Origin of the sequence: Amycolatopsis sp. 195334CR (assembly GCF_017309385.1) — a bacterium.
Classification (GTDB): domain Bacteria; phylum Actinomycetota; class Actinomycetes; order Mycobacteriales; family Pseudonocardiaceae; genus Amycolatopsis.
This window is the reverse complement of the sequence record NZ_JAFJMJ010000001.1, coordinates 3,770,286-3,785,259: the sequence shown is the minus strand read 5'-3', so window position 1 is coordinate 3,785,259 and position 14,974 is coordinate 3,770,286. Positions and strand designations below refer to the sequence as shown.

Genomic DNA, 14,974 nt, shown 5'->3' with positions numbered 1-14,974 from the left:
AGACGGGAGGATCCCGGTGACCGAGGAGATGATGCCCCGGATCGGTGCCGCGATCGAACTCTCGGTGCGCGGCGACCGCGAAGCCGCCCGCGAGCAGTTCACCGAGTTGTGGGCGGAGACCACGGATCCCCTGCACCGCTGCATGATCGCGCACCACCTCGCCGACCAGCAGGAAGACGTGCGCGAGGAACTGCGCTGGGACCTCGTCGCACTCGAACTGGCCTCGTCGATCACGGACGAACGGCCCACCGAGGTCGGCTCCATCGTGCCGGTGCGGGCGTTCTACCCGTCGCTGCACGTGAACCTCGGTGACGCCTACCGCCGGGCGGGCGAGCTTTCCCTGGCGCGCGAACACCTCGACCTCGGTCTCGCCGCCGCCGACGCGCTCGCCGACGACGAGTACGGGCGCCTCATCAAGACCGGGCTGGCCCGGTTGGCGCACGAACTCGAGTCAGCCTGAAACCGGCGCGGGGCTCGTCCGGCGGGCGGCCAGCGCGGCGGGCACGATGAGCAGCGCGACCACCCCGGCCACCGCCATCGCCACCGGCAGTTCGGTCACCGTGGCGACGCCGCCGATCACCGGCGGGCCGCCGAGCAGTCCCGCGTAGGCGACCGTGGTGACAAAGCCCAGCTCCCGCTCACCACCGGTGCCACCCGGCTCACGGCCTGCCGCGCCCGCCAGGTCCATCGCCAGCGGGAAGCAGAACGCGAGCCCGATCCCGGCCAGCCCGAAGCCGAGGTAGGCCGCCACCCCGGACGGCACGACGGCGGCCAGGAACACGCCGAACGCGGCCAGCGCCCCGCTGCCCACCAGCAACCGGTACGGGCCGAACCGCCGCTGCGCCCGTTCGCCGGTCAGCCTGGTCACCGCGATCGCCACGGCGAACACCGAGTAGGCCGCCGCCGCGCCCGCCTCGCCGAAACCGCGCGCGTCCACCAGGAACAACGCCGACCACTCCGCGCAGGCACCCTCCGCGACCGCCGCGCACACCGCGACCCCGGCCAGCAACCACAACCGGCCGCGCGACATCACCTGTCGGTAACCACCCACCGGGCGTTCCCCGGCGGCCGGGCGCTCACCGGGAACCGCACGCACGGTCACCGCCACCGCCGCCAGTCCCGCGGCACCGACCACACCGAACTGGACCGCCGGTTCGACGACGAGCGCCGCCGCCCCCGCGGCGCCGAGCGAACCGGCCAGCCCGCCGAAGCTGAACCCGGCGTGGAACATCGGCATGAGCGGCCGGTCCAGCTGCCGCACCACGGCCACCGCGCCGATGTTCATCGACACGTCCACCGCCCCCATCAGGCCGCCGAGCAGGGCCAGCGCCAGCCCGAGCGTCCACACCGAACCAGCCAGCCCGAGCAGCGGCAGCAGCAGGCAGGCGGCGGGCAGGCAGACCGCGAGCACCGGCCGCGCACCCCAGCGCGCGCACGCCTTCGCCGCCGGTGACGCGGTCAGGATCATCGCCACGCTCGGGCCCAGCAGCGCCAGCCCGAGCCCGCCGGTCCCCACGCCGGCCTGCTCGGCGAGCGCGGGCACGCGGGCCGCCCACGAGCCGTAGAGCGCTCCATTGACCACGAACGCGACGGCGACCGCGGTGCGCGACGAAGGCAAGCCGAACTCCTCCTGGGTGCGAACCGGCGTATTCGCCCGTAACATTAACCCCACCCGACCGAGGGAGTGAGCGCGAGCCCATGACCACCCTCTGGGGAATTTCGTTCGACGGCACACCGATCTCCGGATTGATCGTCGAGTTCGTCAAGACCGCGCGCTTTTTCCACGACCGGGGAATTCGGGTGCACCTCGACCTCGGGTACGACATCAAGGCGGACAAGAACGCCTTCTTCCGGCCCTACACCGACGAGGCCGACCTGCTTCCCGAGTGGATCCAGCTGGACCGGATCGGCGCTGTACAAGGGATCGACGGTTACACCCCGGAACTGGTCACCGCGGTGCTGGCCGAGGTGATCGGCCGCGGCGACGACTCGCGACTACGGTCGGTGATGAATTCGGTGACCGCCACCCTGCGTGACCGAATACTGGACAAGTGGACCGAACTCGGCATTTCTTTCGTTCTCGTCGAGAATGGCACGCTGCCCGAGAACATCATCTACACGCGCGCGCTCTACCAGGCGATCGAGGAATACGGCAACCGCCATCGGCTGGGTTGTTTCGTGCTCTGGCGCGACCACGATCTGATGTGGCAGAGTGAGCCGAGCAGCGGTAAGTACGGGCAATTCCCCTATCCGCACACCCCGGCCCCGGTGCACAGCCCGTTCATCCACTACGTCGCCCTGCACGAGGAGGCGCGGCGGCGGACGCTGGAGTGGGCCCCGCACCTGCGCCGGCTCAGCGTGCTGCCGAACACCTTCACCCACCGGCCGGCCGAGATCACCGAGCACAACGCCGGTTTCCGTGCCGCGCACGGCATTCCCGAGCACGTGCCGCTGATCGCCCGGTTCACCAGGATCGTGCCGCAGAAGCGCGTCGACCGCGATCTGCACCTGATCGCCGCGCTGCCCGGCACCCACCTGTTCGTCGCCGGTGATCCGGCCGAACACCCTGGTGAGTTCACCAGACTTTGCGAGCTCGCGGTCCGGCTCGGGGTACGCGACCGCGTGGTCTTCGGCGGCCGCCTCTCCCCGCACGACGCCGAGCTCGGCAGGCCCGGGTACTCCGTGCGCGACCTGCTCGCCCACGCCCAGCTGGTCTCCTTCCTCACCTCCTACGACTACGAGAGCTACGGCAACCCGATCGGCGAGGCCATCGCCTCCGGCGTGCCGTACCTGACCAGCCGGTACGAGCTGTACCAGACGGTCTACGGCGACAAGGGCTTCCGCGCGCCGGTGCTGGACGTGCGCCGGCACGACCTGCCCACCCAGTCCTTTGTGGACGAGGTGGCCGAACTGATCCGCGACGAGACAAAAAGGGCGAAGATGGCGGAGCACAACTACGCGCTGGGACAACGGCACTTCGGTGAAGGGCGGGCCGAGCGTCTCCTCGACGAGCTGTTCCTCGCGCCGATGGGCGAGCACACCCGGCTCAGCGTGGTGCTCCCGGTGTACAACGAGGCGGCGAACCTGCCCGCGGTGCTGGACTCGCTCTACCACCAGCACGGCATCGACCGCTCGGCGTACGAGGTCGTGCTGGTGGACAACAACTCCACCGACGACACGGTGGCCATCGCCCACCGGTTCGCCGAAGCGCACCCCGAGCTGGCCCTGCACGTGGTGCCCGAACCGGAGCAGGGCGTGTCCACCGCCCGCCGGACCGGGATGAACTTCGCCAGCGCACGCAGCAAGAACCGCGGCGCGGACGACCGGTTCCTGCTGGTCTCCGCCGACGCCGACTGCCGCGTCGACCCGGACTGGCTGGCGGAACTGCTCGCCGCGATGGAATCCGGCAAGGCGGCCATCGGCGTCTGCGACTACTACTACTCGCCCGAGCACTTCACCGGCCGCCCGCGCCTGTGGGAGGCGATCTCCCGCACGTTGCGCTGCCGGGCGGTCACCTTCGCGCTGTTCGGCGGTTTCCCCGACGGCAAGGGCTTCGCCGTGGACCGCGACGCCTACGACCGCGTCGGCGGCATCGAGGTCTTCTACCAGCTGCAGGACGGGAAGTTCGTCAACCACCTGTCCGACGACTGGGACTTCGGCATCAAGGTGCGCGGCTCCGGCGAGGAGATCCTGTACGCGCCGAGATCGCGGGTGGAGATCAACCCGCGCCGGGTGGACCACGCCATCGACGAGGTGATCACCGGCCGCGCCTACGGTTCGGACGGCATCATCGTGATGCGCGACATCCGGGTCGAGGACCCGAAACCCGCCCGCGAATCGGACCTCACCGAGGCGGAAGCCCGGCAGGCGTGGGAGTTCTCCATCAAGGACTTCACGCCGAAGAACACCATTCTCCCGGTGCTGCTCACCCCGTCCCTGCTCGACGACGACGCGGTGATCGAGTTCTTCGGCGCCGACCTCGCCGACCGCCTCGGCAGGCGGATCGCCGAGCTCAAGGAGGAGATGCGGGTCACCGACTTCACCCCGATCCACTCGTACAAAACCCCTTGCTACCGCCTGTACTTCGAGTTCGCCGACGAACTCTTCGCGTGCCTGCGGGCCGCGGTCGGCGAGGACATCGGCTACCCGCCCCCGTTGCCGTCGTGCTTCGACGACGTGCCGCCCGAGCGGTTCGCCGAGTTCGTGAAGTACTACTGCGAGGACCGCGAATCGGGTGAAGCGCACAACTACTTCGGCAACGGAGGGGTGTTCTGAATGACGATGACCTACGAGCAGGCGCTGGCCTCCCTGCGGGAAACCGACCCCAGCGCCCCGGTCCCGGCCGTGCTCGACGCGCTCACCGCCCCGGCCAACCGGCACCTGCTGGAGTACGTGGTCGAGGATCCGTTCGGCGCGCACGTCTTCCCCGGCAACGAACCGGACTACTCCCCCGAGTCCTTCCTCGCCGACCTGGAAGCGCAGCTGGCCGACTCGGCGCCGATCCACCTGTGGTCCTACATCCCGACCTGCGCCTACCGCTGCCGGTTCTGCCAGTACCCGGTGGTGCTGGTGAAGGGCAGCCCCGAGGTGACCGACGCCAAGGCGAGCCAGTGGGTGGACTGGAACATCCGCGAGGCGCGGTTGTGGCTCGATCAGGTGCCGTCGCTGGCCTCGGCGCCGGTCGGCGAGTTCAACGTGTTCGGCGGCACGCCGTCACTGCTGCCGAAGCACGCGATCCGGCGGTTGCTCGAGTTCTACCGCGAGAACTTCGGCTTCGGCCCGGACACCACGATCCGCTTCGAGGGCGACCCGAGCACGTTCACCCCGGACAAGCTCGAACTGCTCGCGGAACTGGGCTGCACCAAGCTGTCCAGTGGCGTGCAGTCCTTCGACGATCCGGTGCTGCACCAGTCCGGCCGGGAGCACAGCGCCGAGATGTGCGTCGAGTTCATCCGCAACGCGCAGCGCACCGGCTTCGACTGGATCAGCATCGACCTGATGTACGGGCTGCTGGACCAGACCGTGGACAGCGTGCGGCGCGATCTGGACATCGTGCTCGCCGAGCGGCCGACCGCGGTGGTGTGCACCAAGCTGCACCTCAAGTCCTACACGGACACCCGCACCGGCGTGGCCGGGGTGCAACCGGCCGCGTGGCAGCTGCCCGACTACCGCGACCGGCTGGTGGCCGCCGGGCACCGCTGGCCGCCGCTCGGTGAGCAATACCAGATGCGCGAGGTGCTCACCGAGGGCCTGCGCGCCGGCGGGTACACCGAGCACCCGACGATGTACTTCGCCAGGGACGGGCTCGGGCCGGAGAAGTGGAAGTCGATCATGGTCGACCAGGACCGGCAGGAGGCCGAGGTGGCGATCGGGCTCGGCGGCAGTTCCAGTTGCCGTGCCTCCGAGGCGATCACCGACGTGCACTGGAAGCGGTACGCCGAGGCGGTGGAGGCGGGCCGCATCCCGCTCGGCTCGGCGACCGGCTTCTCCGCCTCCGCGCAGGAGGCCCGGGCGATCAAGATGGCTCTGTCCACTTTGCAGCCACTCGACGACGGTCTGCACCGGAGCCGCTTCCCGGGCAGTTCGCTGTTCGCCGAGCCGTGGCGCGCGCAGTTCGCCTCGCTGGCCGAGCGCGGCCTGCTCCGGCTCGACGAGCGGGCCGGGCGCGTCGAGCTGACGCCGGACGGTGAGGTGCTGGTCGAGGCGATCATCAACACCGAACTCGACGCCACGAGCGAGCTCGCCCCCGCGTTGTCACCGTAAGCTACCGGGGTGCCTGCCCCCCGGAAGCGGAAGCCGACGCTCGACAGCGTGGCGGAGGCCGTCGGCGTGTCCAGGGCGACCGTGTCGAACGCGTTCAACCGGCCCGACCAGCTCTCCGCCGAGTTGCGCGAGGAGGTGCTGCGGGCGGCCCGCCGCCTCGGGTATCCGGGGCCGAACCCGGTGGCGCGCAGCCTGGCCACCAGCCGCACCGGGGCGATCGCGTTCATGCTCGACACGCCGCTGCGCGCGGCCTTCTCCGACCCGGCGCTGTCCATCACGCTGGACGCCCTGTCGACCGAAGTGGACACCGAGGGTTACGCGCTGCTCCTCCTTCCCGGCGGGGACGACGGCGGTCCGCGGGCGGAGCGGGTGCTGGCCGCGCAGGCCGACCTCGCGGTGGCGTACTCGCTCGCCGACGGCGCCCCGGCGTTGAAGGCGGTGAAGCAGCGCCGGTTGCCGTTGGTGGTGATCGACCAGCCGGTGGTGGCGGGCGCGGCGGTGGTCGGCATCAACGACCGCGCCGGTGCCGCGGCTGCCGCCCGGCACCTGCTCGACCTGGGGCACCGGCGGTTCGGCATCCTGTCCTCGCAGTGCCTTTCCACCCCGCGCGGCGGCCCGTTGTCGCTGGAGGACGCGCGGCGGAGCCGGTTCCGGGACAACCGCGAGCGGATGATCGGGTACCTGGACACGCTCTCGGCGGCGGGCGTCGATCCCGGTGCGGTGCCGATCTGGGAGACCTCGGGCCTTTCGCGGGCGGAGGCGCAGGTGAGCGCGCGGGCCGTGTTGGAAACGACCCCCCGGCCGACGGCTGTGCTGTGCATGTCGGACGAGTTGGCGATCGCCACCCTGGCGGCGGCGGGCGAGCTGGGGTTGCGGGTGCCGGAGGACCTGTCGGTACTGGGCTTCGACGACACGGACGAGGCGGGATGGAGCACTCCGGCGCTGACGACCGTGCGGCAGGACTTGGCAGGTAAGGGGCGGGCGGCGGGGCGGATGGCACTGGATTTGCTGGCGGGGCGGGGGGTGGGTCGGCCGGTGGTGTTGGAGACGGAGTTGGTGGTGCGGGGGTCTACTGGGCCGGTGGGATAGGGCTTCTTGGTGGGTAGGGCTTCTGGGTGGGTGGGGCTTCTGGGTGGGTGGGGCTTCTGGGTGGGTGGGGCTTCTTGGTGGTTCGGGGGGTTGGTGTCCCGGGGCGGCGTTGCGAGGGACTCGGTCGCTGTGGGACGTATCTGCCCGCATTCCGTCGGGATCGCGGGTGAGGTGAATCGGGTCGGCAGTGCCGTGGGGTGGTACGGCGGGTGATTGGGGACGGTGCGGAGGGGACATGGATGAGCTCGGCAGGCGGCCCGGAGCCGGGCGGCGGTTTGCGGGCAGCGGGCTCGGCGGCAGGTGGGCCAGGAGCGGCGCGGCTGGCGGTGAGTAGTGGCGCGGCGAGGAACATGGATCACCCCGCGAGCAGCCTGGCTTAGTGCGAGGGCGACGAAAGCGGGCGGGGGTGGCGCGACGCGGTAGGCGAGCGGCCCCGGCAGGGCGGGGCAGGCGGGGTGGAGCCGCGAAGGCAAGGAGCGGCGCGGCACGCGCGTGGGCGGCACGGGGGGTGAGGTCGGCAGGGTGGCCGGGAGGGCAGGGAGCGGCGCGGCACGCGCGTGGGCGGCACGGCCGGGTGGGGCCGGGAGGGTGGGGCCGCGAAGGCAAGGAGCGGCGCGGCACGCGCGTGGGCGACACGGGAGGGTGGGGCCGGGAGGGTGGGGCCGCGAAGGCATGGAGCGGCACGGCACGGCACGCGCGAGGGCGAGGGCGAGGGCGAGGGCGAGGGCGAGGGCGAGGGCGAGGGCGAGGGCGAGGGCGAGGGCGAGGGCGAGGGCGAGGGCGAGGGTAGGTGAGCTGGGCCCGGTTAGGGGGAATGGTGGCGTAGGTTTTCGATGGCTACGTCGAGGGCGGCTTCTAGGTGGGTGGTGCTGCCCGTCGAGAGGAGGAGTAGGACGCCTCCTTGGATGCCGGCGAGGAGGGCGGCGGCGGTTTTGGGGGCATCGGTGGTGGGATCGGCGGCACCGGTGGCTTGCAGTTTGCGGATCCCCGCGGTCAGCTCGGTTTGCCACTGGAGCATCAGTTCGGTCACCACCGCCTGTGCGCCTGGAGTGCTGCGCCCCAGTTGCGAGAAAAGCACGTTCAGCGGGCACTGCTGCCCCTGCTTCCGGTACCGCGCCACCACCTTGTCCCGCCACGCCTGCCAGGCGGGCCACGAGCCCAGGTCTCCGAGTTGTGGTTGCTGGTCCGACAGCACACGGTCGGCCTCGTACCGTGCCACGGCCAGTAGCAGGTCCTCCTTGCCGCCCGGGAAGTAGTGGAAGAGCTGGCTCTTGCTGGTGCCGGTCCGCGCACGCACGTCGTCCAGGGTGGTGGTGGCGACGCCGTGTTCGCGGATCTCGGCCGCGGCACCCTCGACGATGCGCTGCCGGGTGGCCGCGCCCTTGGCGGTCAGCTTCATCGGGACCCTCCCCTTTTCTGGACTTGCGGGTCCATTTTAATCGGCGTTGGCTCGGGGCATGAACCTGAGCAATCGCACCGCACTGGTCACCGGATCCACCGACGGCATCGGCGTCGCCATCGCTCGCGCGCTCGCGGCCGAGGGCGCCCGCGTGATCGTCAGCGGCCGTGACACCACCCGCGGCGAGAAGGTCGTCGCGGGCATCGCCGAGGCCGGCGGCGAGGCCACCTTCGTCCGCGCCGACCTGGCCGAGGGCCTGAGCGCGGCCCGCGCGCTGGCCACCGAACCGGTCGACATCCTGGTGAACAACGCCGCCATGCTGCTGGCCCCGGCCCCCACCGCCGAGGTCACCGAGGACACCATCGATCGCGCGCTCGCGGTCAACATCAAGGCCGCCTTCCTGCTGACCGGCCTGCTCGCACCGGGCATGGCCGAGCGCGGCCACGGCGCCATCATCAACCTCGGTTCGATCAACGGACTGGCCGGGAGCGCCGGATCGGCGCTGTACAGCACGACCAAGGCAGCGGTGCACTCGCTGACCAAGTCGTGGGCCGACGAGTACGGCCCGTCCGGCGTGCGGGTCAACACCGTCGCCCCCGGCCCGACGACCACCGAGAAGACGGCGGGCTGGAGCGAGCACATCGCGCCGCTGATCGCCCGCACCCCGTCCCGCCGGACGAGCACCCCGGAGGAGATCGCGCAGGCCGTGCTCTTCCTGGCCGGGGACGGCGCCGCGAACATCCACGGCGCCCTGCTCTCCGTCGACGGTGGTTATTCGGCGGTCTGAAACCACTCTTCAGTTGTCAACCAACAGGTCCACAATGGATGGTCACGCGTCCAGCAGCGGGATGAGCTGGGCCTCCTCGTAGGTCAGGTGGCGCTCCAGCTCCTCGGTCAGCCGCTCGACTTCGGGCAGCACGGACAGGGTGTCCGGGTGGTCGGCGCCGACCACGGCCGAGAGTTCCTCGATGAGCGCGGCGATCTTCTCGTGTTCCTGGTTCAGCCGGTCGATCGTGGGCGCCAGTTCCGGATAGCGGTCGACGAGGTACGGGAACAGGGCCGTGCCCTCGCCGGTGTGGTGGAAGGTCAGGCCCTGGCACAGGGTCAGGCAGTTCATCCGCAACTGCACGCCGAGCGAAGCACCGGAGTCGGCGAATTCCTTGCGGATCAAGGAAAGCTCCCGCCGGAACGCGTCGTGCACCAGCTTCAGGGCGGCCCCGGGCGAGGACGCGTTCGGCGGACCGCCCGCCACCTCGGTCAGCGCCACCACGGGCAGCACGCGGCTGGTTTTCTTCTGGTAGTCGCCCCAGCCCTCGTCGGCTTCGACGGCCCGGGCGAAGATCTCCTCTCGTTCGGCGCCGTCGAGCACGGTGGCTTCGGCCTCGTAGGTGAACACCCCGGTCTCCACGGTGGCCCGCGGATTGGCCAGCAGGTTGTGGTACCAGGCGGGATGCCGGGGCCCGCCCCCGGCGCTGCCGATGATCAGCAGGCGCTCCGCCCCGTCGGGCAGGTAGGCGAGCGGCACGGTGTGCGGCTTGCCGGAGCGCGCGCCGGTGGTGGTCAGCAGGAGCAGCCTCGCTCCCTCGAAGTAACCACCGACGCGGCCGCCGTTGGCGCGGAACTCGTCGATCACGGGCTGGTTGAAATCGTTGGGCATACGCTTCTTTCGTAGTTTTCGGGCAGGACGAATTACCGCCGACACCGGCGGACAGGAAAAGGCACAAAGGAGCTAGGAGAAGGCAGAAACGGGCGTCGCGTCAGTCACGCGGAGGACCGGGGTAGAAAAAGCAGCGGGGCGGGGCTCTCGCCCGCCGAGGGCTCACGCCTCGGCCGGGAACCCATCTCGATTCTGGCCCAAGGCCGACCCGGCAGTCACGATAACGACTGTAGAGCAATCGCCACCGCGATGGCAACCACCCCGCTATCGTCGGGGCATGCGCCTGCTGCCCCTGCTGCTGCTCGCCCTGGTCCTGTCCGCGTGTTCCGATCCGGTCTCCGGCCAAGCCACGCCGGCCCCGGTGTTCTCCGCGGGCACCCCGGTGGAACTGCGCGTGGTCACGCCCGGCGGCGGCACCACGCTGACCGACAAGCAGGGCACCGCCCACGAGGTCGGGCCGGTGGTGCTGGTGCTCGACCGGTTCACCAAGGTGGAAATGGTGTTCCGGCCCGAGGCGGGCGGCTTCGTGGTCGGCCTCTCCCTACCCGAGGACCTCGGGAAGCAGTTCGGGAAGCTGACCGAGGAGAACGTCGGCAAGCAGGTGGCCATGGTGGCGAACGGCCAGGTCCTGTCCGCGCCGATCATCAACAGCCCGATCCCCGGCGGGGAAATCGAGATCGCCGGCAATTTCACCAGGGACGAAGCGGAAGCGCTCGCGGCTTCACTCGGCGGCCGTTAGCAATTCAGCGGTCCATCAGCGCGAACACACCCCAGCCGAGGTACTCGCGCTGGTAAAGCACGTGCTGAACGGGCGCGGAATCCAGTTCCGCACGCATTTCCGGCGCCAGTTCGTCGTCCGGGTTCCGGTTCAGCCACAACCGGGTGTTCAACCATTGCGCGGCGGCGTACCGATCCCAGTCCCCCTGGTCGGCGAGCACCATTTCCACCACATCGCAGCCCATTTCCCCGAAAGCGGAAAGCAATTCCGGCAGCGCGCGGAAGTCGTCGCGCGTCCGCGCGTGACAACCCTCCGCAGTGGCCTGATCCGGCGGCTCCAGCCGCCAGTACGGCTCCCCGACCAACAGCATCCCGCCCGGCCGCAGGCTGCGCCGGAGCAACTCGACCGTGCCTGCCAGCCCCCCGCCGATCCAGGTGGCGCCGAGGCAGGCGGCGACGTCGACCGGTTCCCCGGCGACGTGACCGGTGGCGTCGGCGTGCACGAAGTCCACCCGATCGGTGACTTCCAGCTCCACCGCCCGCGCCCGCGCCGCGTCGAGGAACACCGTGCTGATGTCCACCCCGGTCCCGGTGATCCCGTGGTCCCGCGCCCAGGTGCAGAGCAGTTCGCCCGAACCGCAGCCGAGGTCGAGCAGTCGCGTGCCCGGGGTGAGGTGCAGCGCGCGCCCCAGCGTCGCCAGCTTCTCCTCGGTGAACGGGTTGTGGACGCGGTGGCAGCTTTCACGGATGGTGAACTGCCTCGGCAGATCCGGCAAGACGGATTTTCCTTGCTGTGCGGGGAGAACGCGGTCGCCGGTGAGGCTAAGCAGGGTCAGGCCGCGCCGTCCACCGCTTTTCCGGCGAACCGGTAGTGCCCGAGGTCGAACCGCGCGCTGGTCCACATGGTTTCCAGGGTCAGCGACGGCCGGAACGGCACATCGCCGTGCTTGTCGAAGTAGTAGCTGTTCGCCGACCCGCAGCCGCCCTGGAAGAACACCTGTTGCGGGCGGCGGGCGAGCACCTGTTCGAAGTAGGCCCGGTTCGCCTCCGCGGTGACCTCCACCCTGGTCGCGCCGGACCGCCTGGCCTCGGTGAGGCAGCGCAGGATGTGCCTGCTCTGCGTCTCGATCAGGTTGAAGTAGGAGGATCCGTTGTAGCCGTACGGCCCGAGGATCATGAACAGGTTCGGGAAGCCCGGCACGCTGACCCCTTGGTACGCCTGGAAACGGTGGGTGTCCCACCAGGTCTCCAGGTCGGTGCCGCCGACCCCGGTGGTGCGGAACGGCGGCATGTTCCCGGATTCGAACACCTTGAACCCGGTGGCCAGGATCAGCACGTCGACCTCGTGCTCCACCCCGTCGACCGTGCGAATCCCCTGGGGCGTCACGCGTTCGATGCCCGCGGTCTCGAGCACCACGTTGTCGCGGTTGAACGTGCGCAGGTAGTCGTTGGAGAAACTCGGGCGCTTGCAGCCCAGCGCGTACCGCGGGGTGAGCTGGTCGCGGACGACCGGATCGGCGACCTCCTTGCGCAGGAACCGCCGCGCCAGCTTCTCGCCGAACTTCGCCACCGGCACGCCGGTGAAGTGCGCGGCGAGCGGGAAGTTCGCCTCGACGTAGGCCTGGCTGAGCACGCGGGTCAGCCGTTTCGCGCCCGGCACCCGGCGCAACGCCTCGCGCAGCGGACGCGTCAACCGCGCGTCCGGCTTGGGCAGGCACCAGATCGGCGTGCGCTGGAAGACGGTCAGCCGGTCCACGGTCTCCGCGATCGACGGGATCACCTGGACCGCCGACGCGCCGGTGCCGATGATCGCGACGCGCTTGCCCCGCAGGTCGACGTCGTGGTCCCAGCGCGCGGTGTGCATGAGCGTGCCGCCGAAGGAGTCCAGCCCGTCGATGGCGGGCGGTTTCGGCTGGGTCAGCACCCCGGTGGCGACCACCACGTGCCGCGCGGTGAACTGGTCGCCGCCGGTGGTGCCGAGCTTCCACTGGTCGTGGGCCTCGTCGAACGACGCGGAGTCGATGCGGGTGTTCAGGCGGAGCCGGTCGCGCAGGCCGAAGCGGTCGACGCAGTCCTCGGCGTAGTTCTTCAGCTCGTCGCCCGGCGCGTAGACGCGGGACCAGTCGTCGCGCTTGTAGAAGGAGAACTGGTAGCTGAACGACGGGATGTCCACGGCCACACCGGGATAGGTGTTCCAGTGCCACGCCCCGCCGACCCCGTCACCGTCCTCGACGATCAGGAAGTCGTCGAACCCCGCTTCGCGGAGCTTGATGGCCGCGCCGATCCCGGAGAACCCGGCCCCGACCACCAGCACGTCGTAGTGCGTCATCGCCACTCCTGACCGTCGAAAGATGACAGGGCGCCCTGTCAACAGAGGCTCACACCTGACCGGCGGGTCTGTCAAGATGGAGCGCATGCCACCCGTCGTCCGCCCGTTCCGCGGGGTCAGCGCGCAGGACCGCCGTGCCACCCGGCGCGGGCAACTGCTCGACGCCGCGCTCGACGTGCTGGGCGAGCACGGTCGCGACGGATTCACCATGACCGCCGTGTGCCGCCGCGCGAAGCTGACCGAGCGGTACTTCTACGAGAGCTTCGCCAACCGCGACGAACTGCTCATCGCGCTGTTCGACCAGCTCACCGGGCAGATGAGCGAGCAGGTGCTGCACGCGGCGGACGCGGTACCGGCCGACGCGAGCCCCCGGGACAAGTACGCCGGCGCGCTGCGGCCGATGATCCGCGCGCTGGCGGCGGATCCGCGCCAGGCCCGCGCCTACGTCGAGTGCTTCACCTCGGACCTCCTCCGCGCGCACCGCGCCAAGGTGGTGCAGACGTTCACCGCGGTGATCACCGAACAGGTGCTCGCGCTCAGCGGCGACCCGGCCCGCGCGCGAGTGGAGGCGACCGCGCTGCTGCTCATCGGCGGCATCCACGAGGTGCTGCACGGCTGGCTGACCGGTGCCGTCGAGCTGACCGAGGACGAGCTGGTCGACGAGTTCGCCGCCATCGGCGCGACGCTGACCGAACGGCTCATCTTGCCTTGACGCTCACGTCAACGTTTACCGTCGAAGCATGAGAATCGGCGAACTGGCCAGGCGAGCCGGGACGACGACGCGCGCACTGCGGTTCTACGAAGCGCAGGGCCTGCTCGACGCGCCGCGCGCGGCCAACGGTTACCGGGACTACGGCGAGGAACACGTCCGGATGGTCGCCGAGATCCGGACGCTGCAGGCGGCGGGGCTGAGCCTGGACGACACCCGGCCGTTCGTCGACTGCCTGCGGTCCGGGCACGAGGCCGGGGACTCGTGCGCCGATTCGATCGAGGTCTACGAACGCAAACTGGCCGAGGTGGACGCCTGCCTCGACCGGCTCAACTCGGTGCGGGCCGACCTGCTGGCCAAGCTGGCCGCGGCCATGGCGCGGCAGCCGGACCCGTGCCGGGTGACACAGAACCAGGAGACACGGACATGATCGAGACGATCACCGACGACACCTTCGACACCGCGGTGCTCCAGCACGACCGGCCGGTGCTGGTCGACTTCTGGGCGCAGTGGTGCCCGCCGTGCCACATGATCGCCCCGGTGCTCGCGGAAATCGCCGAGGAGCGCGCGGACTCGCTGACCATCCGCAAGCTGAACACCGACGAGAGCCCGCTGTCCATGCGGGACTACCAGGTGATGTCGCTGCCCACGCTGATCCTGTTCCGCGACGGCGTCCCGGTGCGCACGCTGGTCGGCGCGAAGCCGAAGGCCAAGCTGCTGGCCGAAATCGACGCGGCGCTCGGGACGCCGGTCGCCTAGGCGGACAGCCAGCGGCGGATGCCGCCCAGCGCGTCGAAGTCGTAGTCCTCGCCGACCTGCCTCGCCAGGTCGGCGATGGTCACTTCCCGCAGTGCCTCGCGCCAGGCGCGATCGGCCGCGGACATCGCCCGGTTGATCGCGCACGGCCGGGTGCACATCTCGGGCGAAGCGGCCAGCGGCCCGCGCTGCCGGATCTCCGTGCAGGTGAACGCGGGCCGCGCGCCGTCGACCGCCTCCACCACGTCGAGCACGGTCATCTCCTCGGGCGACCGGGTGAGCACGTACCCACCCGCGTGCCCCTGCACCGACCGGACCAGCCCGGCCCTCGACAGGCTCTGCAGCTGTTTGGCCAGGTAGCTGGCCGAGACGTCGTGCAGTTCCGCCAGTTGCGCAGCGGGCACCGGCTGGTCGACCGCGGTGAGCACGACACAGCAGTGCAGCGCCCACTCGACACCGCCGGAGATCTTCACCTGACCAGCGTACTTGACTCGGACACAAGTTGTCCGAGTAGGATGGCGATCAACTCGGACAAACGGTGTCCGAGTTCGAGCC

At 70.3% G+C, this 14,974-nt stretch carries 16 protein-coding genes; 10 read left to right on the top strand and 6 right to left on the bottom strand.

The genetic code is table 11. The features are described 5' to 3' along the window. The first annotated feature begins 16 nt into the window (after positions 1–16). Complete coding sequence (locus JYK18_RS18575) at positions 17–460, top strand: hypothetical protein (protein ID WP_206803232.1); 444 nt, start codon at positions 17–19, stop codon at positions 458–460. Here the strand turns inward: JYK18_RS18575 and JYK18_RS18570 are convergent. Beyond that, entirely contained in the window at positions 452–1,618 is a 1,167-nt protein-coding gene (locus JYK18_RS18570; protein ID WP_242579239.1) for an MFS transporter, read from the bottom strand. The two genes, JYK18_RS18575 and JYK18_RS18570, sit on opposite strands and share 9 nt — an antisense overlap. A gap of 80 nt (positions 1,619–1,698) precedes the next feature. Here JYK18_RS18570 and JYK18_RS18565 point away from each other — a divergent pair, with 80 nt between their 5' ends. The 4 genes from JYK18_RS18565 (at position 1,699) to JYK18_RS18550 (ending at position 7,646) form a co-directional block, all read left to right on the top strand. Then, positions 1,699–4,275 (top strand): glycosyltransferase, encoded by a 2,577-nt coding sequence (locus JYK18_RS18565; RefSeq protein WP_206803230.1) that lies wholly within the window; start codon positions 1,699–1,701, stop codon positions 4,273–4,275. Then, on the top strand, positions 4,276–5,763 hold the full coding sequence (locus JYK18_RS18560; protein WP_206803229.1) for a radical SAM protein: 1,488 nt from the start codon (positions 4,276–4,278) through the stop codon (positions 5,761–5,763). Positions 5,764–5,772: 9 nt separating this feature from the next. Continuing rightward, complete coding sequence (locus JYK18_RS18555) at positions 5,773–6,852, top strand: LacI family DNA-binding transcriptional regulator (RefSeq protein ID WP_206803228.1); 1,080 nt, start codon at positions 5,773–5,775, stop codon at positions 6,850–6,852. Positions 6,853–7,508: 656 nt separating this feature from the next. Then, positions 7,509–7,646, top strand: coding sequence for a hypothetical protein (locus tag JYK18_RS18550; protein ID WP_206803227.1), 138 nt, complete (start codon positions 7,509–7,511; stop codon positions 7,644–7,646). Positions 7,647–7,657: 11 nt separating this feature from the next. Here the strand turns inward: JYK18_RS18550 and JYK18_RS18545 are convergent, their stop codons facing one another. Further along, positions 7,658–8,251 (bottom strand): TetR/AcrR family transcriptional regulator, encoded by a 594-nt coding sequence (locus JYK18_RS18545; protein ID WP_206803226.1) that lies wholly within the window; start codon positions 8,249–8,251, stop codon positions 7,658–7,660. Between the two features lie 58 nt (positions 8,252–8,309). On the opposite strand from JYK18_RS18545, the gene JYK18_RS18540 reads away from it, so the two are divergent. Next, the gene (locus tag JYK18_RS18540; RefSeq protein ID WP_206803225.1) at positions 8,310–9,038 is read left to right on the top strand and encodes an SDR family NAD(P)-dependent oxidoreductase; all 729 of its coding nucleotides are present in this window, start codon (positions 8,310–8,312) and stop codon (positions 9,036–9,038) included. A 42-nt stretch (positions 9,039–9,080) separates the two neighbouring features. Here JYK18_RS18540 and JYK18_RS18535 read toward each other — a convergent pair whose 3' ends face one another. Further along, entirely contained in the window at positions 9,081–9,908 is an 828-nt protein-coding gene (locus JYK18_RS18535; RefSeq protein ID WP_206803224.1) for a nitroreductase/quinone reductase family protein, read from the bottom strand. A 277-nt stretch (positions 9,909–10,185) separates the two neighbouring features. Here JYK18_RS18535 and JYK18_RS18530 point away from each other — a divergent pair, with 277 nt between their 5' ends. Further along, entirely contained in the window at positions 10,186–10,647 is a 462-nt protein-coding gene (locus tag JYK18_RS18530) for a hypothetical protein (RefSeq protein WP_206803223.1), read from the top strand. A 4-nt stretch (positions 10,648–10,651) separates the two neighbouring features. Here JYK18_RS18530 and JYK18_RS18525 read toward each other — a convergent pair whose 3' ends face one another. Further along, complete coding sequence (locus JYK18_RS18525; protein ID WP_206803222.1) at positions 10,652–11,401, bottom strand: cyclopropane-fatty-acyl-phospholipid synthase family protein; 750 nt, start codon at positions 11,399–11,401, stop codon at positions 10,652–10,654. A 56-nt stretch (positions 11,402–11,457) separates the two neighbouring features. Then, positions 11,458–12,954: an NAD(P)/FAD-dependent oxidoreductase gene (locus JYK18_RS18520; protein WP_206803221.1), complete on the bottom strand. Its 1,497-nt coding sequence runs from the start codon at positions 12,952–12,954 to the stop codon at positions 11,458–11,460. An 85-nt stretch (positions 12,955–13,039) separates the two neighbouring features. Here JYK18_RS18520 and JYK18_RS18515 point away from each other — a divergent pair, with 85 nt between their 5' ends. From JYK18_RS18515 to trxA, 3 genes are read left to right on the top strand one after another with little or no spacing between them, the layout of a single operon-like run. After that, positions 13,040–13,666, top strand: coding sequence for a TetR/AcrR family transcriptional regulator (locus tag JYK18_RS18515; protein WP_206803220.1), 627 nt, complete (start codon positions 13,040–13,042; stop codon positions 13,664–13,666). A gap of 28 nt (positions 13,667–13,694) precedes the next feature. Continuing rightward, on the top strand, positions 13,695–14,093 hold the full coding sequence (locus JYK18_RS18510) for a MerR family transcriptional regulator (RefSeq protein ID WP_206803219.1): 399 nt from the start codon (positions 13,695–13,697) through the stop codon (positions 14,091–14,093). Continuing rightward, the gene (gene trxA, locus JYK18_RS18505; protein ID WP_206803218.1) at positions 14,090–14,422 is read left to right on the top strand and encodes a thioredoxin; all 333 of its coding nucleotides are present in this window, start codon (positions 14,090–14,092) and stop codon (positions 14,420–14,422) included. The genes JYK18_RS18510 and trxA overlap by 4 nt, the downstream gene beginning before the upstream one ends. On the opposite strand, the gene JYK18_RS18500 is transcribed toward trxA, so the two are convergent. Next, positions 14,419–14,892, bottom strand: coding sequence for an Rrf2 family transcriptional regulator (locus JYK18_RS18500; RefSeq protein ID WP_206803217.1), 474 nt, complete (start codon positions 14,890–14,892; stop codon positions 14,419–14,421). The genes trxA and JYK18_RS18500 overlap by 4 nt on opposite strands. Positions 14,893–14,974 lie beyond the last annotated feature (82 nt).